This window comes from Shinella sp. S4-D37 (genome assembly GCF_040812195.1).
In the GTDB taxonomy this organism is placed as follows: Bacteria; Pseudomonadota; Alphaproteobacteria; order Rhizobiales; family Rhizobiaceae; genus Shinella.
Map to the genome: position 1 here is coordinate 2,839,114 of NZ_JBFNXL010000005.1, position 19,993 is coordinate 2,859,106.

A 19,993-nucleotide genomic window follows, 5' to 3' on the forward strand; every position below is an offset into this window, starting at 1 on the left:
TTTGCGGGCCTTCCCCCTCGACTTACCGTTGCGGTCCGAGCCGGGCCGCCAATTCCGCCATGATGGCGCCGGCCGCATGACGCACGCGCGGCGCCCAGTCGTCGAGCTCGGCCTCGCCGACGCGATAGGCCGGTCCCGTCACGGAAACGCCGGCCACCAGCGTCCGGCCGGCATCGAAGACCGGCGCGGCGACGCAGCGGATGCCCGGCTCGTGCTCCTCCCGGTCGAAGGCGATGCCGCTGGCGCGGATCTCCGCCAGTTCCGCAAGAAGCGCCGCCCGGCCGGCGACGGTCTGCGGCGTGAAACGGCGGAACTCCAGGCCCGACAGGACGACGTCGAGCGCTTCGGCATCCAGCACGGCGAGCGCCGCCTTGCCGACGCCGGTGCAATAGACCGGCGAGGCATTGCCGATCTGCGAATTCATGCGCACCGCCTGCCGGCTCTCCACCTTGTCGAGATAGATGATCTCGCGCCCGCGCAGCACGCCGAGATGCACGGTCTCGCCGGTCTCCCGGTGCAGCGCCTCCAGAAAGGGGGCGGCGACGGCGCGGAACTCGTTGCGCGCCCAGCTTGCGGAGGCGAGCTTGAGCAGGCGCAGGCCCGGCACATAGGCGTGGTCGGGACGCAGCTCCAGCAGCCCCTCCTCAACCAGATGGGAGAGCTGGCGGTGCAGCGTGCCGCGCGGCTGGCCGCTGACGGCGAGCACCTCGGTGAAGCGCATCGGCCGCTCGGCCAGCGCCACCGTCTCAAGCACGGCCATCGCCTTGCCGAGCGTGCCGGTGCCGCCCGCCTCGTCCCGTTCGTTCGCCATTGCCGCAGCCCCCGGTGATCCCTTGACAGGCCGGCAGGGTAACGGAATAATTCCGAATAATCAAACTCAGTTCCAAATAATGGAATATCTTGCGGGAGAGTGGCGATGGCGGGTTCCTATCCGGACATTGCGGGACGGGGCGTTCTCGTCACCGGCGGCGGCTCGGGCATCGGCGCGGCGCTGGTGGGCGGCTTCGCGGCGGCCGGGGCGCGCGTCGCCTTCCTCGACATTGCCGAGGCGGAAAGCCGCGACCTCGTCTGCGCGCTTGAAGGCACGGTCGAGCACACGCCCCTTTATATAAGGACGGACCTGCGCGACATCGCCGCGCTGCGCGGGGCGGTCGAGGAGGCCGCCGGCGCGCTCGGCGGCCTTCGCGTGCTCGTCAACAATGCGGCGCGCGACGACCGGCATGCGATCGAGACCATGGAGCCCGACGCCTGGGACGAGAACCAGGCGGTGAACCTGCGCCACCATTTCTTCGCCGCCCAGGCGGTCGTGCCGCACATGCGCGCGGCCGGCGGCGGGGCGATCGTCAACTTCTCCTCCATCGCCTATCTTCTCAACATGGGCGAGTTTCCCGGCTATGCCACCGCCAAGGCCGGCATTGTCGGCCTCACCAAGTCGCTTGCCGGCCGGCTCGGGCCGGACAATATCCGCGTCAACGCCATCCTGCCCGGCATGGTGCTGACCGAGCGGCAAAAGCGCCTGTGGATCGACGAGGCGGCGGTGGCCGGCGGCATCGCCCGCCAGTGCCTGAAGCGCTCGCTCGTCGCCGGCGACATGGTCGGCCCCTGTCTTTTCCTGGCGTCGGACGCCGCCGCCGCCATAACCGCACAAACGCTCATCGTCGATGGAGGCATGCTCTGATGACCGCACCCGTATCCGCCCCCGCCTATGTCGCGGTCGACTGGGGAACCTCCAGCTTCCGCCTCTGGCTGATCGGCACGGACGGCGTCGTGCTTGCCGAGCGCCGCAGCGGCGAAGGCATGACGACCGCTGCGCGCACCGGCTTTGCCGAGGTGCTGCAAAGCCACCTTGCCGCCGTCTCGGCGCCCGCCGGCCTTCCGGTCCTCGTCTGCGGCATGGCCGGCGCCAGACAGGGCTGGGTCGAGGCCGGCTATCTCGACACGCCCGCCGCGCTCGCCGACATTCCCGCCGCCGCCGTGCGGGTTCCCGGCCTTCCGGCCGATATCCGCATCCTGCCCGGCCTTGCCCAGCGCGACGCCGCCGCGCCCGACGTCATGCGCGGCGAGGAGACCCAGCTTCTCGGCGCGGCCGCTGAGCTCGGCGACGGCGACCATCTCGTCTGCATGCCCGGCACGCACAGCAAGTGGGTGCGCCTTTCCGGCGGCAGGGTCACCGGTTTCTCAACCTTCATGACCGGCGAGCTGTTCGAGGCGATCGCCACGCACACGATCCTCAGCCACGCGCTTGCCGATGCCGGGGCGATTGCCGGCGGCAACGACGCCTTCCGCGCCGCAGTCGCGCGCATGGTGGCCAATCCGGCGCTCGCCACCAGCCAGATGTTCTCCGTGCGCGCCGGTTCGCTGATCGCCGGGCTTTCGCCCGTGGATGCCAAGGCGCGCCTTTCCGGCACGCTGATCGGCCTGGAGATCGCCGGCGCCCTCTCGCTCGTCGCCGAGGGCACGCCCGTCACGCTCGTCGTGTCCGGCGGGCTCGGCGCGCTCTACGAGAAGGCTCTTGCCGCCGCCGGCCTCTCGCCCGTCGTCGTCGATGCAGACGCCGCCGTGCGCAAAGGCCTTGCCGCGGGCGCCAAGGCGCTCTGGTCCCTCTGAACATACCCGCAACCAAATCCGCCCGCTCCCGAGAAAGCTGAACCGATGACCCGCATCCCCTTCCCCCCGATGAAACACCCGCTGATCGCCATCCTGCGCGGCCTCAAGCCGAGCGAGACGGAGGCCGTCGTCGGCGCGCTGATCGAGACCGGCTTCACCGCCATCGAGATTCCGCTGAACTCGCCCGATCCCTTCACCTCCATCGAGGCCGCCGTGAAGATGGCGCCGGAGGGGTGCCTGATCGGCGCCGGCACCGTGCTCACCGTCGCGGATGTCGCGCGGCTGGCCGATGTCGGCGGGCGGCTGATGGTAAGCCCGAATGTCGAGCCCGACGTCATCTCCGCCGCCGCCGCCAAGGGCATGGTGACGATGCCCGGCGTCTTCACGCCGACGGAAGCGCTCGCGGCCGCCCGCGCCGGGGCGACGGGGCTGAAATTCTTCCCCGCCAGCGTGCTCGGCCCGGCCGGCATCCAGGCGATCCGCGCCGTACTGCCGGCCGAACTGGAGATCGCCGCCGTCGGCGGCGTCTCGGAGAAGAACTTCGCCGACTATGCCGCCATCGGCATCCGCAGCTTCGGCCTCGGCTCCAGCCTCTACAAGGCCGGTATGGGCGCCGACGAGGTGCGCGCCCGCGCCCGCGCGACGATCGAAGCCTATGACGGCGTCTATGGAGGCGAAAAATGAGCGAGACCCACGCCTTCAACGGCCGCATCCTGTGCGCGGTGACCTCGGAACTCGGCGAAGGCCCGACCTACGACCCGGCGACGGGCAAGGCCTACTGGTTCGACATCAAGGGCCGCATCCTGCATGAACTGCATCTGGCGACCATGACGAAGGCAACCCATGCCCTGCCCTTCCTCGGCAGCGTGCTCGCCGTCGTCGATGCCGAGCGCCAGCTCATCGTGTCCGACCAGGGGCTTTTCCTGCGCACTGTCGCCGATGGAAAGCTCACCTCCTTCGTGACGCTGGAGGACAAGGCGCAGAACCGCTCCAACGACGGGCGCGTGCATCCGTCCGGCGCGCTCTGGGCAAGCACGATGGGCCGCAGCGCCGAGAAGCATTCCGGCGCGATCTACCATATTGCCGGCACGACGGTGACGAAGCTGTTCTCCGACATCACCATCCCCAACGCCATCTGCTTCTCGCCGGACGGCAGCATCGGCTATTTCACCGATACGGACGTCAACCACCTGATGCGCGTCGCCCTCGACCCGAAGACCGGCCTGCCCACCGGCACGCCCGAAATACTCAGCGACGAGACGGGCACGCCCGGCGGCATCGACGGCGCGGTCTGCGATGCGGAAGGGCTGATCTGGAACGCGCGCTGGGGCGCCAATGCCGTCGACGTCTACACCCCCGACGGCACGAGGATCGCCCGCCACCTGGTGCCGGCGTCACAGGCGAGCTGCCCGGCCTTCATCGGCGAGAAGGCCGACCGGCTCCTGGTGACGTCCGCCTGGCAGGGCATGGATGCGGCCGGGCGCCTTGCCGATCCGCATGCCGGCCAGACCTTCGAACTCGGCCTTGCGGTGAAGGGGCGCTTCGAGCCGGCATTCGCGCTCTGAAGACGGGCCCGGCCGGCAGCGGCCGGGCATCCTGCGTCCGCTCCCTGCGTCAAAAATGCATGGCCGCAATCAAAAAGAAGGCAATTTTAATCGGAACCAAAGTCCGGGGTCGCCGTTCCTTGTCCATCAGACGGTGCGGACGGCCCTTTCAAGCCTGCCGTGCCTTGATGCCAACGAGACGAAAGGCAGGTTCACGATGACCAATAAATTTCTCACTTCCGTTGCCGCTGGTGCACTTTTCCTCGGCGCGGCCATCGCCCCGGCAGCCTACGCGCAGGACACCAGCCAGCCCGCCGCCGGCGAGACCCAGACCATGGAGCAGCAGCCGGGCATGACCGGCGATGACGCCACGGGCACCACGCCCGGCGACACCGCCCAGACCCCGACGACCCCTGCAACCGAGGATACGGCCCAGACGCCGGAAACCGGTACGGCGACCGAAGACACGGCTCAGACCCCGGCAACGACCCCGACCGAGGATACGGCCCAGGCTCCGGCCGCCGGCGGTGACTATCTGACGGCCCAGTCGCCGGAACAGATCAGCGCCAACACCTATCTCGGCCAGGCCGTCTACAACAGCGCGGACGAAAGCATCGGCAAGATTTCCGACCTGATCATGGAGAAGGACGGCGGCATCGCCGCGGCCGTAGTCGGTGTCGGCGGCTTCCTGGGCATCGGCGAGAAGTGGGTCGCCGTACCGTTCGAGAAGATCGCGATCACGCAGGTTCCGGATTCCGACGACGTCAAGCTGACGACGAGCGAAACCGCCGAAAGCCTGCAGGCCGCGCCGGAATTCAAGACGACGGCCCAGCAGGTCGCCGAACGCCAGGCCAACACCCCGGTCGACACCTCGACGACCTCGTCGACGACCGATACGGGCACGGCTCCGGCCACCACCCAGCCGGTCGAATAATCCGGCAGGTTCCCTCTGATCTCCAGCCCGGTGGCACATCCCTGCGCCACCGGGTTTTTCTTTGCGTTGTCGGAACGCCTCAGTACCACGCGTCGGCCATGGCGGCCTTCTTTCGGTCCATGTAGTCGAGGAGCGCCTCCTCGACGGCGGCGTCCAGCGGGGGCGCCTCGTATTCGGCGAGCGTCTTCTTCCACTGGCGGTTGGCGCGGGTCGCCATGTCGGTCGAGCCGCCCTCCTGGCTCCATTTCTCGAAGGGCTCGTTGTCGGACAGCGCCGCGTCCCAGAAGGCGGTCTGGTAGTTGCGCATCGTGTGGTCGCAGCCGAGGAAGTGGCTGCCGGGGCCGACCTGAAGGAAGGCATCCATGGCCAGCGTGTTGTCGTCGACGGTGACGCCGGCGAGATAGGAATGCAGCGCGCCGCACAGATCCGCATCCATCACGAATTTTTCATAGGACATGGAGAGCAGGCCGTCGAGGAAGCCGGCGGAATGCAGGATGAAGTTGGCGCCGCAATGCACCGCCGACAGCATGGACATCAGCCCTTCCTGCATGGCCTGGCCGTCCGGCAGCTTGGAATTGGAGAAGTTGCCGGCGCAGCGCAGCGGTAGCTTCAGGCGCCGGGCGAGCTGGCCGACGACCATCGAGCCGATGGCCGGCTCCGGCGTGCCGAAGGTCGGCGAGCCGGAGCGCAGCGACATGGAGGAGAGGAAATTGCCGAAGATGACCGGCGCGCCCTTCCTCTCAAGCTGCGTCAGCGCGCAGCCGGCCAGCGTCTCGGCGAAGGACTGGGCGATGGCGCCGGCATTCGTCACCGGCCCCATGGCGCCGCCGAGGATGAAGGGTACGATGACGGCGGCCTGGTTGGCGCGGGCATAGGTGCGCAGCGACCTCGTCATCGTGCCGTCCCAGACGAGCGGCGAGTTGACGTTGACATTGCCGAGGATGACGCAGTTCCGGTCGACGAAATCGGTGCCGAACAGGATGCGCGCCATGTCGATGGAATCCTCCGCGCGCTCCTCCGCGGTGATCGAGCCCATGAAGGGACGGTCGGAATATTTGATATGGCTGTAGACCATGTCGAGATGGCGCTTGTTGACGGGGATGTCGACCGGCTCGCAGATCGTGCCGCCGGAATGGTGCAGCCAGGGGCTCGACTGGGCGAGCTTGATGAAATTGCGGAAGTCCTCCAGCGTGCCGTAGCGCCGGCCCTTGTCGAGATCCATGACGAAGGGCGAGCCATAGGCCGGCGAAAAGACCACCTTGTCGCCGCCGATCCGGACATTGTTGGCCGGGTTGCGGGCGTGCTGGGTGAATTCGGCGGGCGCGGAGGAGACGATCTCGCGCAGCATGCCGGGCTCGAAGCGCACGAGCAGGCCCTCGACCTTTGCCCCGGCGCGCTTCCAGTGGTCGAGGGCGGCGGGGTCGTCGCGGAACTCGATGCCGACTTCGGCCAGGATACGGTCCGCCGCCCGCTCGATCTTCTGCAGGTTCTCCTCCGACAACACGTCGTAGGTCGGGATGCCCCGCACGATATAGGGCACGCCGAGCGCCTTGGCAGCGCCCTCCCGCCGGGCCGGGCGCACCCTGCCCCTGCGTGCCGGTGCTTCGATCGTCGCTGCGTCTGCCATTACCGCCTCCATAATCCTGAGCGAGGCTAGGCGGGATCGGTCACCTTGTAACGCTGGAAAAAACTTGCGAACACTATAAGCTGTATTTATGGAAACCTTGCGCCGCCTGCTGCCCTCCGCCTCCAGCCTCATCATCTTCGAGGCTGCCGGGCGGCACCAGAACTTCACCCGTGCGGCGGCCGAGCTAGGCATGACGCAGGCCGCCGTCTCCTATGCGGTGCGCAATCTGGAGGAACAGTTGGGCGTGGCGCTGTTCCACCGCGTCCACCGCGCCGTGGAACTGACCGATGCGGGCGAGCGCTTCCATGCGGACGTGACGCTCGGCCTGTCGCGCATCCAGAAATCGGCGGAGGACATCCGCGCCAAGGGGCGGGAGGCGAATGTGACGCTCGCCGCCTCCACCGCCTTCGCCTCGATGTGGATGCTGCCGCGGCTCGCCAAGCTGCGCGCCGACCTTCCCGACATCGACCTGCGCATCCAGACGAGCGTGCGCGACCTCGACCTCGACGAGGAGCCGATCCCGCTCGGCATTCGCGGCGGCGATCCGGCGAAATGGCCGCGCTATCACGCCGCGCTGCTGGCGCCGGAGGTGATCACCGTGGTGGCGAGCCCCGCCTTCGTGGAGAGCCGCGGGCATCCGGCAACGCCGGAAGACCTTCTGAAGCTGCCGCTCATCCATCTGGAGGAGCCGGTGCGATCGGCCTGCGACTGGCCGGAATGGTTCGCGAGCGCCGGCGTGCGCTATCCGGCGCAGGCCCGCCGGCTCGCCATCAACGATTACGTGCTGGTGATCCAGGCGGTGCTGGCGGGGGAAGGCGTCGCGCTCGGCTGGCGGCACCTCATCGACGGGCAGGTGCGCTCGGGCGCGCTCGTCGCCGTCGGCGGCCATGTGCTGGAGACGGAGGGCGCCTTCTATGTCGTCTGGCCGCGCTCGCGCGAGCTCAACGGCCCGGCCCGGCGGGTGCGGGACTGGCTTGTGGAGGAAGGCCGGCTGGGCCGCGCCGGCGAGGCCTGAGCGTCAGCGGCGCAGGACCGGCTGAACCTCCCGGTGGAAGAAGCGGAAATAGGAGGCGATCTGCGCGAGCGCATTGGTCGACAGCTTGTATTCGATGCCGAGGCGGCCGTTGGAATACCAGCGCACCGTGCCGCCGAGACGGCCCAGTTCCTCGCTCTCGACCGTCACCATCTGGCCGGGCATGGCCTGGATGGGCTTTTCCACGTCGAAGGCCATGCCGTTGGGCGACAGGTCGATGACGCGCGCCCGCGTCGCCTGGTGCATCACCCGCACCGTCGCGAAAATACGCACATTGGACCGGTTGTTCGCCCTGACGGGCATATCCTTGACGCTGGCCATCCGTGGCTCCCTCACGAACATTCACTGTGGAGCCCACCATAGCGCGTGCTGTTTGCCACCCGGCTAAACCAATGCCGACAATTTTAGCGAAGTGCCCTGTTTGGAGACGCCTCAGGAAACGGCGCGGCTCTCGACGCTGACATAGCGATCGGAGAGGAAGCGCATGGTGGCCACGGCATCCTGCGGCTTGCCGTAGAAATAGCCCTGCCCCATGCCGCAGCCGAGCGCCTTCAGCTTCAACGCCTCGGAGAAATCCTCGATGCCCTCGGCGACCACGGCAAGATCGAGGCCCTCGCACATGGCGACGATCGCCTTGATGATGTGCTCGGAGGCCTTGTCGTTGGAAATGCGCGAGACGAAGGCGCGGTCGATCTTCACCTTGTCGAAGGTGAAGTCGCGCAGGCGCCCGAGGCTCGACTGGCCGGTGCCGAAATCGTCGAGCGAGATACGCACGCCCGCCCCGCGCAGTTCCGCGACGATCTTCTGCGCCGTGTCGGCATCCGTCATGACGGCGGTCTCGGTGATCTCCAGCTCCAGCCGGCGCGGATCGAGCCCCGCGCGGTTGAGGATCGCCAGCGTGTTGAAGGCGGTCTTCGGATCCATCAACTGGGCTGAGGAAAGGTTGAAGGAGAGGAAAAGCTCCTTCGGCCAGGACAGCGCCGTCTCGGCCGCCTTGCGCAGCAGCGTGTCGGACAGCGCGTCGATGAAGCCGCGTTCCTCGGCGAGCGGCACGAAGGTGGCGGGCGAGACATAGCCGAGATCGGCGTCGCACCAGCGCGCCAGCGCCTCGAAGCCGACGACCGTATCGTCGCGCAGGCTGACGATCGGCTGGAAATGCACATCCACCTCGTTGGCGATGATGGCATTGCGCAGCGCCTGCTCGAGCTGCGTGGCGCGCTTCATCTCCTGGGCGATTTCCTGCGAATAGACGGTGATCTGCCCGCGGCCGCGGCGCTTGGAGCGGTAGAGGGCCGTGTCGGCGCTCTTCAGGAGCTCGGTGAAATCCTCGCCGGCGAAGGGGAAGATGGCGAAACCAAAGGAGGCCGACAGGCGCACGTTGCGGTCGCCGAGATCGAAGGGGGCCGAAAGCACCTCGCGCAGCATCTGGCCGATCTTTTCCGCGCCCTTGCGCTCGAAGACCAGCGGCAGCACGAAGGCGAACTCGTCGCCGCCATGGCGGGTGACGGTGGCGCCGTCGGGAACGCAGGCCTTCAGGCGATGGGCCACCTGGCACAGGATCTCGTCGCCGGCGCGCGGGCCGAAAAGGTCGTTGATCGGCTTGAAGCCGTCGAGATTGGCGATGCCGACGGCGAACGGCGCGGGGTCCTCCTCGCGCTCCTTGGCGATCTGGCGCACCTTGTCGCGCAGCCGGTAGAGATTGCCGAGCCCGGTCAGCGGGTCCGTATAGGCCATCGCATGGAGGTCGGTCTGGGAAACATCCAGCGCTGCAGGATTAGCAGACTTCATCAATGATTTCCCGTACTTGCACGCGACCTCCGAGGATAGTCCCACGATGAGGCATGACCGTTAACAAAAACATAGCAAACGATCGTCACTCCTGCCCACCGGCCTCCCCAATTCTGGGGGGTTGACCGGCCCCGTTCAATCTATGCGACAGATTTCTCCGGCTGCGTGCCGGCATAGCGGCGATAGATCGCCTCGATCATGTCGGGGCTGACCGGCTTGGTAATGTAGTCGTCCATGCCGGCGTCCATGCAGTTCTGCATGTCGACATTGAGCGCCTGGGCGGTGACGGCGACGATGGGCGTGCGGGTGCCCGTCAGCTTCTCCGCCTCGCGGATCTCCTTCGCCGCGTCGACGCCGTTCATCACGGGCATGGAAATGTCCATCAGCACGAGGCGCGGCTGGTGCTTGCGCCAGAGCATCACGGCCTCCTCGCCATTCTCGGCGATGCGGTGCGAGATACCCATGCCCTCGAGGATCTGCGAGAAGACGAACTGGTTGATCTGGTTGTCCTCGGCCACCAGCACCTCGATATCGCCAATGGCGCCGGGCAGTATGACGGAAATGTCCGTCGCGATGTACCAGTCGTCCGACAGCGACACCGGCGTGAGGATGTCGCCGAGCGGCGAGGCGTTCTGCGAGAGCAGTTCGTGTTCCTCGACCAGCGTGCGCATGAAATCCGGTCCGATGCCGTCGGGCGCGATCACCCGCGTTGCAATGCCGTGAGCGCCCGAAAGGAGGCGCGCGTGGTCCGGCAGGTTGTCGTCGATCACCACGAGGTCGACCGAAAGGCCCTCGCGGGCGGCAAGGGCGAGGAAGGCGTCGTGTTCGCGCAGGCTGCGCACCGCGCAGCAATCCGCCCCGCGCGCCTTGAACTCGCCGACCAGGATCTCCTCGATGCGCGGATTGGGCGTGGCGACCAGGACGCGCCGGCCGGAAAGCGCCCGCAATTCGTCGGCGTTCAATTGCTCCAGCAGCAGCCGGCGCTCCGCGTCGCGCACCGGATCGAAGCAGTTCTGCGCCTCCACGAAGCCGCCCGGCACGCGAAGGAGCGCGTCGCCCTCGTCCGAAACCGCCCTGTTGCCGGCGGCGAGCGCCGACACGTCGTCCATCACCGTCACGACGGCATGGTGGCCGGGTGCGCCGATCCGGTACTTGCGGGTTATCGCATAGAGATCGGAGCCATCGGCGCGGATGACATGCTCCGCCAGGCTGCAGGGCTCGCCCGTTTCCAGCACCGAACGGTCGGAGCGCTCGATGCGCTCGGCATTCTCCGCATCCGCCAGGTCCCAGACCGAGCGGCCGAGAATGCCGTCGGCATTGGCATTGTAGATCGCGCAGAAGGCGCTGTTGGCCGCGATATAGGTGAGGTTGCGGTCCTTCACGACGATCGGCGACGGCAGGGTCTCGAGGATCTCCTCGGTGAGCGCGATGCGCTCGAGGTCCGAGCGCCACTGCTCTTCCTGCTTCTTCTGCTCGGAGACGTCGACGAGCGTGGAGATGTTGTAGCCGCTCGGCAGGCGGCGCTTGCGGAAATGGATCCAGCGGTCGCGGCCGAGCCGCTCGACGGCGTCGTGCTGCTCGCGCCAATGGGCGGAGATGCGCGAGGAGATCCACTCCTCGCGGTTGACGGCCTTGTGGCGCTGCTCGGGCGCAATGCCGTAGCGCACGCCGCTGTCGAAGATGGCGCCGAGCACGTCGCGCAGCCGCGTGCCCGGCTGCAGCACATCGGCGGGAATGGGGAAGTGGCGCGGGACCTGGCGGCTGGCGAAGACGAGGCAATCGTTCTTGTCGTAGACGATCACCGCGGCGGCGAGGATATCGCACGCGGCCTCAAACATACCCAGCCGGATGTTCGCGTCTGACGACGCTACATCATTCATTGTGGCAGACCTCGCCTGTCTGGCATTCCCGGAGACATGCTGATCGGTGCGTCTTGCACCTTGGGACTAGGGGAATGACAGCGGCCAGCGACGCTGAAATCGTCCACCGGGAAACCGGCCGGCTTGTGTTCATACAAGCATGCCCCGCACGTTGGCAGCATTTTATTAAAGCCTGATTAAACGGTTTTCCGCCGCCTCGCGCCGCAGGGCGGGATAAGCGGATTTGCCCCTTTCATGCCCCCGCCGAATCCGCGAAAATGGCGGCATGACGATCAGGCAGCTTTCCGAAACCCTCATCAACCAGATTGCCGCAGGCGAGGTGATCGAACGGCCGGCCAGCGCCGCCAAGGAGTTGATCGAGAACGCGCTGGATGCGGGGGCGACGCGCATCGAGATCGCGACGGCCGGCGGCGGCAAGACGCTGCTGCGCGTCACCGACAATGGCGGCGGCATGGCGCCCGCCGACCTGGAACTGGCGATCCGCCGCCACTGCACCTCCAAGCTCGACAAGGACCTCACCGACATCCGCACCCTCGGCTTCCGCGGCGAGGCGCTGCCCTCCATCGGCTCGGTGGCGAGGCTCTCGCTGCTCAGCCGCAGGGCGCAGGCGAGCGAGGGCGCCGAGATCAGCGTGACCGGCGGCAGGGTGGAGCCCGTGCGGCCGGCCGCGGCCAACCGCGGCACCGTGGTCGAGGTGCGCGACCTGTTCTTCGCCACGCCCGCCCGCCTGAAATTCCTGAAGAGCGAGAAGGCGGAGGCCGCCGCGATCTCCGACGTCGTGCGGCGCATGGCGATCGCCTTTCCGCATGTGCGCTTCGTGCTGTCGGGCTCCGACCGCGCGACGCTGGAATTTCCCGCAACGGGCAGCGACCGACTCGCCCGCATCGCCCAGGTGCTCGGCCGCGACTTCCGCGACAACGCCATCGAGATCGATGCGGCGCGCGAGGGCGTGCGGCTCACCGGCTTTGCCGGCGTGCCGACCTTCAACCGCGGCAACAGCCTCAACCAGTTCGCCTTCGTCAACGGCCGGCCGGTGCAGGACAAGCTGATCTGGTCGGCGCTGCGCGCGGCCTATGCCGAGACCATCCCGCACGGGCGCTATCCCGTCGCGGTGCTCTCGATCGAGATCGACCCGGCGCTGGTCGACGTCAACGTGCATCCGGCGAAATCCGACGTGCGCTTCCGCGATCCGGGCCTGGTGCGCGGCCTCGTCATCGGCGCGATCCGCGAGGCGCTGGCCCGCGAGGGCGACCGGGCGTCGACCACGGGCGCAAGCGGCCTGATGCGCGCCTTCCGGCCGGAAGCGCAGCACCCGCCGGCGCCCTGGAGCCCGGCCGCTTCGCCCTACCGCCCCTTCGAGACGGCGGGCGCCGCGGCGCCGCATTTCAGCGAGCGGCAGACAGGCTTTGCCGATTTCGCCGCGCCCTCAGCGCGCAGCGAGCCGGCCTATGTCCCTTCCCCCGCCGCGCCGCGCGACGAGGAGCCGCAGCGCCACCCGCTCGGCGCGGCGCGCGCGCAGCTGCACGAGAACTACATCGTCGCCCAGACCGAGGACGGGCTCGTCATCGTCGACCAGCATGCCGCGCACGAGCGGCTGGTCTTCGAGGCGATGCGCAACGCCCTGCATGCCCGGCCGGTGGCGGCGCAGGCGCTGCTCATCCCCGAGATCGTCGATCTTCCCGAGGACGATTGCGACCGGCTGGTCTCCCATGCCGGGGAATTCTCCCGCCTCGGCCTCGGCATCGAGCGCTTCGGGCCGGGCGCCGTCGCCATTCGCGAGACGCCGGCGATGCTCGGCGAGATGGACGCCGCCGGGCTCGTGCGCCAGCTTGCCGACGAGCTTGCCGAATGGGACACGGCAAGCGGCCTGAAGAACAAGCTGGAATACCTCGCCGCGACCATGGCCTGCCACGGGTCCGTGCGCTCGGGCCGGCGCATGCGTCCGGAGGAGATGAACGCGCTGCTGCGCCAGATGGAGGCGACGCCCGGCTCCGGCCAGTGCAACCACGGCCGGCCGACCTATATCGAATTGAAGCTTTCCGACATCGAGCGGCTGTTCGGGCGGAGCTAGAGCATTTCCAGCGGAAGCAAAATCGCGGCGGCGTCGGATAATGCGGTAAAACAAGAATCTGGAGCCATGCATCGCCATCCTGCCGACGGTCGCGCGCCGGCGAAAAAGCTGGAATTGTCACCCCTGCCGGGATATGGCACGGTATTGGCCGCGCGGTCGGCGCGTGCCCCTCGATGAGACGGATATTGAGATCGATGATGAACCGTTTTGAAGGACGCGGCGGCCGCGAAGCGAAGATCCGCTATCTCGACGGCGATTTCCAGATCCTGATGCCCGGCTCGCACGTCATCTGCGCGATGACCGGCGAGACGGTGCCCGTCGACGAACTGCGCTACTGGAGCGTCGCGCGGCAGGAGCCCTATGTCAGCGCGAAAGCCTCGCTGGAGGCCGAAAAGCGCGCCGGGGCGCTGCCGACGCAGAAGAGGCAGTAGGCAGTAGGCAGTAGGCAGTAGGCAGTAGGCAGTAGGCAGTAGGCAGTAGGCAGTAGAGACTACTGGGGACGCGGTACCGTCAATTCCCTATTGGCTCTATTGCCTAATGCCTACCCCCTTCCCGCTCTTTCGCGGCCAGCCGGTGCAGCTTGCGCCGCCTTGCGCTGACAATCGCCGCATCGATGATCGCGTCCGGGCCCTTGGGGTCGTCGAAGCGGATTTCCACCTCGATCACCCGGCTCTTTTCCTTCAGCTCCTGCGCGCGGCCGTGCTCGCCGGCAAGGCGCACGCTGTCCTTCGCCGTGGTGACGAGCTGGTAGCCGACTCCCTCGGCATGGTCGAGGAGTTCCGCGACCTCGTCCTCGGAGAGGTGATGGTGATCGGGGAAGCTGCGCGTCACGTAGAGATGCGCGCCCGTCTCGGTGACGGTGCGGAAGAATTTCTCGTTGTCGGCAATGCCCGACCAGGCCATGACGACCTTGTCGACAAGGTCCTCGGCACCGACGGTGGTAAGGGTGGCGGAATGGATCGCCTTGCCGGCCCGCGCCGCCTGGCGGATCAGCGCATCGGCGGCATTGCCGTTGCCGATCGCCAGAAGCGCGTTCGCCTGGCGCATCTGCTCGGCGAGCGGCGCGCGCACCGGGCCCCCCGGCACGAGATGGCCGTTGCCGATGCCGCGGCGGCTGTCGATGACGAGCAGCGCATAATCGAAGGCGAGCTGCGCGCTCTGGAAGCCGTCGTCCATGATGATGAGGTCGGCGCCCTCCTCCACCAGCTTGCGCGCGCCCTTGATGCGCCGGCGGGCGATCACGGTCAGCGCCTCGCGGGCGAGCAGCAGCGGCTCGTCGCCGACGGCGCGGGCGCGGTGATGATGCGGATCGACGACGGTCGTCACGTCGAGCGAGCCGCCATAGCCGCGCGACAGGAAGCCGGGCTTCAGCCCCCGCGCCTTGGCGGCACGGGCGAGTGCGATCGCCGTCGGCGTCTTGCCGGCGCCGCCCACGGTGAAATTGCCGACGCAGATGACGGGCACCGCCACCTCGGCGCGCCGGCCCTTGCGCATGCGCCGGCCGGCGATCAGGCCGTAGAGGCGCGAGACCGGCCAGAGCGCATAGGCCCGCCAGTCGGGTTTCATCCACCAGAAAGGCGGCGCTTCACTTACCATCACGTCCCCCGCGGGCGTCCCGACCCGGTTTCCCGCAGCAAACGCGAGAAGTTGCGGAAAATCAACCGGGGGGATTTGCATCGGCGTTGTGGGAGCGTGGCCCGCCCCTCATCCGCCTGCCGGCACCTTCTCCCCGCAAGCGGGGAGAAGGACAGTTTTGCACGGCCTTGCCACAAGCCCCTTCTCCCCGCTTGCGGGGAGAAGGTTGCGGCAGCGGGATGAGGGACCACCCTCAAAGCTCACGCCGCCGGGCGCGCGGCCGCCGCCTCGGGGAAGAGCGGGACGAGTTCGGTGATGTCGGCGAGGCAATAGTCGGAGGCATCCGACAGCGATTCCCGCGAGCCGGTGCCCGTCAGCACCGCGACGGTGAGGCCCGCGCCGGCGTTGCGGCCCATATGCATGTCGTGGTTGTTGTCGCCGACGACGGCGACCTGGTGCGGTTCGAGACCCGTCGCGGCGCAGAAGCCGAGCACCATGCCCGGCTGCGGCTTGGTGCCGAAGCCGCTGTCATAGCCGGCGACATAGTGCAGGTAATCCTCGAAGCCGAAGTGCTTCGCCGTCGCGCGGATCGAGGCCTCGTTGTCGCTGGAGGCGACGCCGAGCCAGTAGCCGCGGGCATGCATGGTGGCGAAGAACTGGGCAAGGTCCGTGACGGCGACGGCCAGCTGCGCCGAATTGGCGAAGAGCCCGTCGAAATGCGTCGCCAGCGCCTCGACCGTGAAGGGCGCGCCGGCGGCGACCAGGCCCTCGGCGATCTCCACCGTGTTGCCGGCGGCCAGCAGGCTGTCAGGCGTGACATAGCCGGTGTCGGGATCCATGCCGCCGGCCAGAAGCAGCGTGCGGGCCAGCGCCTCGTCGCCGGCGGCAGCGATGCGCGCCAGCTCGTAGTTCACCGGCACCCAGCTCCTGGCATAGTCGAGCAGCGTCCCGTCCTTGTCGAAGAGGATGCCGGAAATGGTCTCTGGCCTGGACATGGCGCGCCTTTCGTCAGGACGTCTGGCGCGGGTGCAGCCGCGCCTTCACGGTGAGCGGGTTGATATAGGGCTCCAGCCCCTTGATCGTGGCGCGCAGGGCCCCGCGCATCTCGTGCACGGTCTCCTGCCCCGCCTCGATCATCTGCTTGCGCATCTCGTCGTTCATCAGGAGATAGTGCACGCCCTTGGCCAGCATCTCGGTGTCGCGCACCATCTTGGCGCTGCCGTTGCGGGCGAGCTGCTGGTAGGCCTCGCGGAAATTCTGCACATTGCCGCCCGACAGGATTGCGCAGCCGAGCATGGCCGGCTCCAGCGGGTTCTGCCCGCCCTCGGCGAACAGCGAGCGGCCGACGAAGGCGATCTCCGTCATGCGCAGGTAGAGGCCCATCTCGCCGATCGTGTCGCCGAGGAAGATGTCGGTCTGCGGCGTCAGAGCGTCGCCGCGCGTGCGGCGGGCGACCTTCAGGCCCTTCGCCTCCAGCATGTCGGCAATGGCGTCGCCGCGCTCGGGATGGCGCGGCACGACGATGGTGAGCAGGCCCGTGCGCTCCTTCAGCAGCCGGTGCACCTCGCCGGCGGCCGCCTCCTCGCCATCGAAGGTGGAGATCGCCGCCCAGGTGCGCCGGCCCTGGATCTGGTCGAGATAGCCGCGCAGCACGGCGGAATCGGCCGGCGGCGCGTCCGTGTCGACCTTGAGGTTGCCGGAGACCAGCACCGGCAAGGCGCCGAGCGTGCTGAACCGGTCGGCATCGAGTTCCGACTGGGCGATGACGAGCGCGAAATTCTCGAAGATGGCGTCGGCAACGGCATGGCGCCGCTTCCAGCGCGGGAAGGAGCGATCCGAGATGCGGCCGTTGACCAGGACCTGTGGGATGTGGCGCTTGCCGAGCTCCAGGATGGTCATCGGCCAGATCTCCGATTCCGCCATGATGGCGAGATCGGGATGCCAATATTCCAGGAACCGGCTGATCGCCGGCTTCATGTCGAGCGGCACATACTGGTGGATGACGTCCGTGCCGAGCCGCGCGCGCACGACCTTGGCCGAGGTGATCGTGCCCGTCGTCAGGAGCACGGCGATGCCGCGGCGTCGCACTTCCTTGATGAGCGGGATCACCGCATTGGTCTCGCCGACGCTCGCCGCATGGAACCAGACGAGCGGCCCGGCCGGGCGCGGCACGCCGGCATAGCCGTAGCGCTCGCGGCGGCGGGAGCGGTCTTCCTTGCCCTTGGCGGCGCGGAAGGTGAGATAGGGGCTGACGATCGGATAGAGCGCGACGCCGCCCCAGCGATAGAGCGAAAGCGCGAGACGGGCGAGGCGCCGGCTCATGCGCAGGTGACCTTGGTTGCGGCTCTCGTCTCGGTCGGGATCATGGAAGGTCCGGGCTCTGGTTCGGCGCGAGCTTCTGCCGCGCGGAACGGTGTCGGGAAACGCGCCTCAGTTCTGCTGCGGATCCAGAAGCCGGTGCATGTGCACGATGAAATAGCGCATATGCGCATTGTCCACGGTCTGCTGGGCCTTCGATTTCCAGGCGGTGAGCGCGGTGGCATAGTCGGGGAAGATGCCGACGATATCGAGGGCGTTGAGATCGCGGAACTGCATGTCCGCCAGCGTCGTCAGCTCGCCGCCGAAGACCAGATGGAGGAGCTGTTTCGGTTCTTTGCTTTCGGTCATGTCTTCTCTCTTTTTATGACGCCGATTTCGGCAACGGGTTTGCGGTATTCCGCACCAAAGGTCAATGGCCGGCAAGATGCCGCGAGGCTTCCACAAGTCCGGAAAGCCGGGACAGTCCGGCCGCCGCCAGCGTCTCGTGGCTGACGGCCGGCCGGTTGTAGGACAGCGCCTCGCCGTCGAGCATGACGAGCGCGCCGCCGGCCTCTGCCAGGATGAGATCGGCGGCCGCCAGGTCCCAGTCGTGCGCATTGCGCTTCACCAGGGTCGCGTCGATGCGCCCGTCGGCCACCATGGCGATCCGGTAGGCGAGCGAGGGCACATGCGGGATGCGCTGCACGCCGCCGATCATGCCCCGGTCGATGCCGTGCGCCATGTCCTCCGGCGCGGCGATGCGCGTCGGGCGGGCGGCGTCGGGAGCGCTCGCGCGGATCGGCTGGCCGTTCTTCAGCGCCGGGCCGCCCGCCGCCGCGGTGAAGAGTTCGTCGAGCGCCGGCGCGAAGAGGACGCCGGCGACCGGACGGCCCCGATGCACCACGGCGGCGCTGACGCACCACACGTCCTTGCCGGCGATGAAGGCGCGCGTGCCGTCGATCGGGTCGATGACGAAGACGGTCTCGCAGTCGAGCCGGCCGGCGTCGTCGTCGGTCTCCTCCGACAGCCAGCCGTAGTTCGGCCGGGCGCAGAGCAGTTCCTTCTTGAGGATGTCGTTGGCCGCGAAATCGGCCGCGCTCACCGGCGAGCGACCGCCGTTCTTCCACCAGACTTCCGGTCCCTTGCGGAAGAAATCGAGCGCCCGGGCGCCCGCGAGCCGCGCGGCGCCGACGAGGAGATCGAGGTCGGCGGTCCAGGCGGCGGCGGGGCTCGGCATGGTCTCACGTCCCGGCAAGCGTCATGCCTTCGATGGCGAGCGTCGGCGCGGCGGTGCCGAACGAGCGGTCGATGTCGCTCGCCGGCGTGATGCGCTGGAACATGTCGACGAGGTTGGAGGCGATCGTCACCTCCGAGACCGCGAAGGTCAGTTCGCCGTTCTCGATCCAGTAGCCGGAGGCGCCGCGCGAATATTCGCCCGTCACCATGTTGACGCCCTGGCCGATCAATTCCGTGACGTAGAAGCCGGTGCCGACGGAGCGGATCAGCTCCTCCGGCGCGATGTCGCCGGGTTCCAGCGCGAGGTTCGTCGAGGCCGGGTTGACTGCCGTGCCGCCGCGCACGCCGCGCCCGTTGGTTTTCAGGCCGAGTTCGTTGGCGGTGGAGGTGGAGAGGAACCAGTGTTTCAGCACGCCGTCCTCGACCATCGTGAGGCGTTCGCCCCGGATGCCCTCGCCGTCGAAGGGGCGCGAGGACGAGCCGCGCACGACCAGCGGATCGTCGGTGACGGACAGCCCCGCCTTCAGCACCTGCTGGCCCATGCGGTCGCGCAGGAAGCTCGTCTTGCGGGCGACGGCGGCGCCGTTGATCGCGCCGGCGATATGGCCGGCGATGCCGCGCGCCACGCGCGGATCGAAGACGACCGTGACGTTCTTCGCCGTCGGCACCTGACGCGGATTGAGCCGGCGCACGGCGCGGGCGGCGGCCTCGCGACCGATCTCCTCGGCATCGCGCAGATCGGCGAAATAGAGGCTCGAATCGAAGTCGTAGTCGCGCTCCATCTTCGTGCCCTCGCCGGCGATGACGCTGACGGAGCGGCCGAAGCGGCTGGCGCTGTAGGCGCCGGAAAAGCCGTGCGAGGTGGCGAGCACCAGGCCGCCCATGCCGGCCGAGGCACCGCCGCCGCCGGAATTGGTGATGCCCGGAACGGCGAGCGCGGCGGCTTCCGCGGCGAGTGCCGCCTCGGTCAACTGCTCGGTGGAGACCGCGGTCGGGTCGAAGAGTTCGAGGTCCGGCCAGTCCTTCGCGAGATCCGCCTCACCGGCAAGCGTCGCATAGGGGTCTTCCGGCGAGGCCTTGGCCATTGCGACGGCGCGCTCGGCCAGCACCTTCAGGTCGAAGCCGGGATTGGCCGAGACGCTGGCGACGCGCCGGCCGACGAAGACGCGCAGCGAGAAATCGTCGCTCTCGGAGGCTTCCGTGCCCTCGACCTTGCCGAGCCGCACGCTGACGGAGGAGGAGCGGCCCCGGACGACGACGGCATCGGCCGCATCCGCCCCCGCTTGAACGGCGCGGTCGATGAGTTCACCGGCACGCGCGAGAAGGCTTGCGGAATCGATTGTCTCTGACATGACTTGGCCTTTCTTTGCTGCCCCATTTATTGTGCAGTGGCACGGGCA

Annotated in this window: 19 protein-coding genes; 8 read left to right on the plus strand and 11 right to left on the minus strand. The window is 68.0% G+C overall.

The window, feature by feature from the left end; all coding sequences use genetic code 11:
• Positions 1–22: 22 nt before the first annotated feature.
• Positions 23–811: an IclR family transcriptional regulator gene (locus AB3G45_RS21420; RefSeq protein WP_367832467.1), complete on the minus strand. Its 789-nt coding sequence runs from the start codon at positions 809–811 to the stop codon at positions 23–25.
• 105 nt (positions 812–916) lie between these two features.
• On the opposite strand from AB3G45_RS21420, the gene AB3G45_RS21425 reads away from it, so the two are divergent.
• The 5 genes from AB3G45_RS21425 to AB3G45_RS21445 all read left to right on the plus strand — a co-directional run bounded on the left by AB3G45_RS21425 (position 917) and on the right by AB3G45_RS21445 (position 5,085).
• Positions 917–1,678: an SDR family NAD(P)-dependent oxidoreductase gene (locus AB3G45_RS21425; protein ID WP_367832468.1), complete on the plus strand. Its 762-nt coding sequence runs from the start codon at positions 917–919 to the stop codon at positions 1,676–1,678.
• A complete protein-coding gene (locus AB3G45_RS21430) occupies positions 1,678–2,607 on the plus strand; it encodes a 2-dehydro-3-deoxygalactonokinase (protein WP_367832469.1) in 930 nt (309 codons plus the stop codon). The genes AB3G45_RS21425 and AB3G45_RS21430 overlap by 1 nt, the downstream gene beginning before the upstream one ends.
• Positions 2,608–2,652: 45 nt before the next feature.
• The gene (locus AB3G45_RS21435) at positions 2,653–3,291 is read left to right on the plus strand and encodes a 2-dehydro-3-deoxy-6-phosphogalactonate aldolase (RefSeq protein ID WP_367832470.1); all 639 of its coding nucleotides are present in this window, start codon (positions 2,653–2,655) and stop codon (positions 3,289–3,291) included.
• Positions 3,288–4,172 (plus strand): SMP-30/gluconolactonase/LRE family protein, encoded by an 885-nt coding sequence (locus tag AB3G45_RS21440; RefSeq protein WP_367832471.1) that lies wholly within the window; start codon positions 3,288–3,290, stop codon positions 4,170–4,172. The genes AB3G45_RS21435 and AB3G45_RS21440 overlap by 4 nt, the downstream gene beginning before the upstream one ends.
• Positions 4,173–4,368: 196 nt before the next feature.
• The gene (locus AB3G45_RS21445; protein ID WP_367832472.1) at positions 4,369–5,085 is read left to right on the plus strand and encodes a PRC-barrel domain-containing protein; all 717 of its coding nucleotides are present in this window, start codon (positions 4,369–4,371) and stop codon (positions 5,083–5,085) included.
• A gap of 79 nt (positions 5,086–5,164) precedes the next feature.
• On the opposite strand, the gene AB3G45_RS21450 is transcribed toward AB3G45_RS21445, so the two are convergent.
• Positions 5,165–6,724 (minus strand): trimethylamine methyltransferase family protein, encoded by a 1,560-nt coding sequence (locus AB3G45_RS21450; RefSeq protein ID WP_367832473.1) that lies wholly within the window; start codon positions 6,722–6,724, stop codon positions 5,165–5,167.
• Between the two features lie 76 nt (positions 6,725–6,800).
• On the opposite strand from AB3G45_RS21450, the gene AB3G45_RS21455 reads away from it, so the two are divergent.
• The gene (locus tag AB3G45_RS21455) at positions 6,801–7,727 is read left to right on the plus strand and encodes a LysR substrate-binding domain-containing protein (protein ID WP_367832474.1); all 927 of its coding nucleotides are present in this window, start codon (positions 6,801–6,803) and stop codon (positions 7,725–7,727) included.
• A gap of 3 nt (positions 7,728–7,730) precedes the next feature.
• Here AB3G45_RS21455 and AB3G45_RS21460 read toward each other — a convergent pair whose 3' ends face one another.
• From AB3G45_RS21460 to AB3G45_RS21470, 3 genes are all read right to left on the minus strand, one after another.
• Complete coding sequence (locus AB3G45_RS21460) at positions 7,731–8,066, minus strand: PilZ domain-containing protein (RefSeq protein WP_367832475.1); 336 nt, start codon at positions 8,064–8,066, stop codon at positions 7,731–7,733.
• 111 nt (positions 8,067–8,177) lie between these two features.
• On the minus strand, positions 8,178–9,533 hold the full coding sequence (locus tag AB3G45_RS21465; RefSeq protein WP_367832476.1) for a putative bifunctional diguanylate cyclase/phosphodiesterase: 1,356 nt from the start codon (positions 9,531–9,533) through the stop codon (positions 8,178–8,180).
• Between the two features lie 140 nt (positions 9,534–9,673).
• Positions 9,674–11,371, minus strand: a complete 1,698-nt coding sequence (locus AB3G45_RS21470; RefSeq protein ID WP_367832477.1) for a response regulator — start codon at positions 11,369–11,371, stop codon at positions 9,674–9,676.
• Positions 11,372–11,678: 307 nt separating this feature from the next.
• Here AB3G45_RS21470 and mutL point away from each other — a divergent pair, with 307 nt between their 5' ends.
• Complete coding sequence (gene mutL, locus AB3G45_RS21475) at positions 11,679–13,484, plus strand: DNA mismatch repair endonuclease MutL (protein WP_367832478.1); 1,806 nt, start codon at positions 11,679–11,681, stop codon at positions 13,482–13,484.
• 194 nt (positions 13,485–13,678) lie between these two features.
• On the plus strand, positions 13,679–13,915 hold the full coding sequence (locus tag AB3G45_RS21480; protein ID WP_367832479.1) for a DUF2093 domain-containing protein: 237 nt from the start codon (positions 13,679–13,681) through the stop codon (positions 13,913–13,915).
• 103 nt (positions 13,916–14,018) lie between these two features.
• On the opposite strand, the gene lpxK is transcribed toward AB3G45_RS21480, so the two are convergent.
• The 6 genes from lpxK to AB3G45_RS21510 all read right to left on the minus strand — a co-directional run bounded on the left by lpxK (position 14,019) and on the right by AB3G45_RS21510 (position 19,945).
• A complete protein-coding gene (lpxK, locus tag AB3G45_RS21485; RefSeq protein WP_367832480.1) occupies positions 14,019–15,080 on the minus strand; it encodes a tetraacyldisaccharide 4'-kinase in 1,062 nt (353 codons plus the stop codon).
• A 239-nt stretch (positions 15,081–15,319) separates the two neighbouring features.
• Entirely contained in the window at positions 15,320–16,054 is a 735-nt protein-coding gene (locus AB3G45_RS21490; RefSeq protein WP_367832481.1) for an HAD family hydrolase, read from the minus strand.
• Between the two features lie 13 nt (positions 16,055–16,067).
• Entirely contained in the window at positions 16,068–17,381 is a 1,314-nt protein-coding gene (gene waaA, locus AB3G45_RS21495) for a lipid IV(A) 3-deoxy-D-manno-octulosonic acid transferase (protein WP_367832482.1), read from the minus strand.
• A 108-nt stretch (positions 17,382–17,489) separates the two neighbouring features.
• The gene (locus tag AB3G45_RS21500) at positions 17,490–17,726 is read right to left on the minus strand and encodes a DUF4170 domain-containing protein (protein ID WP_367832483.1); all 237 of its coding nucleotides are present in this window, start codon (positions 17,724–17,726) and stop codon (positions 17,490–17,492) included.
• A gap of 61 nt (positions 17,727–17,787) precedes the next feature.
• Positions 17,788–18,594: a 3'(2'),5'-bisphosphate nucleotidase CysQ gene (locus AB3G45_RS21505; protein WP_367832484.1), complete on the minus strand. Its 807-nt coding sequence runs from the start codon at positions 18,592–18,594 to the stop codon at positions 17,788–17,790.
• Positions 18,595–18,598: 4 nt separating this feature from the next.
• Positions 18,599–19,945 (minus strand): TldD/PmbA family protein, encoded by a 1,347-nt coding sequence (locus tag AB3G45_RS21510; RefSeq protein WP_367832485.1) that lies wholly within the window; start codon positions 19,943–19,945, stop codon positions 18,599–18,601.
• Positions 19,946–19,993: the final 48 nt, after the last annotated feature.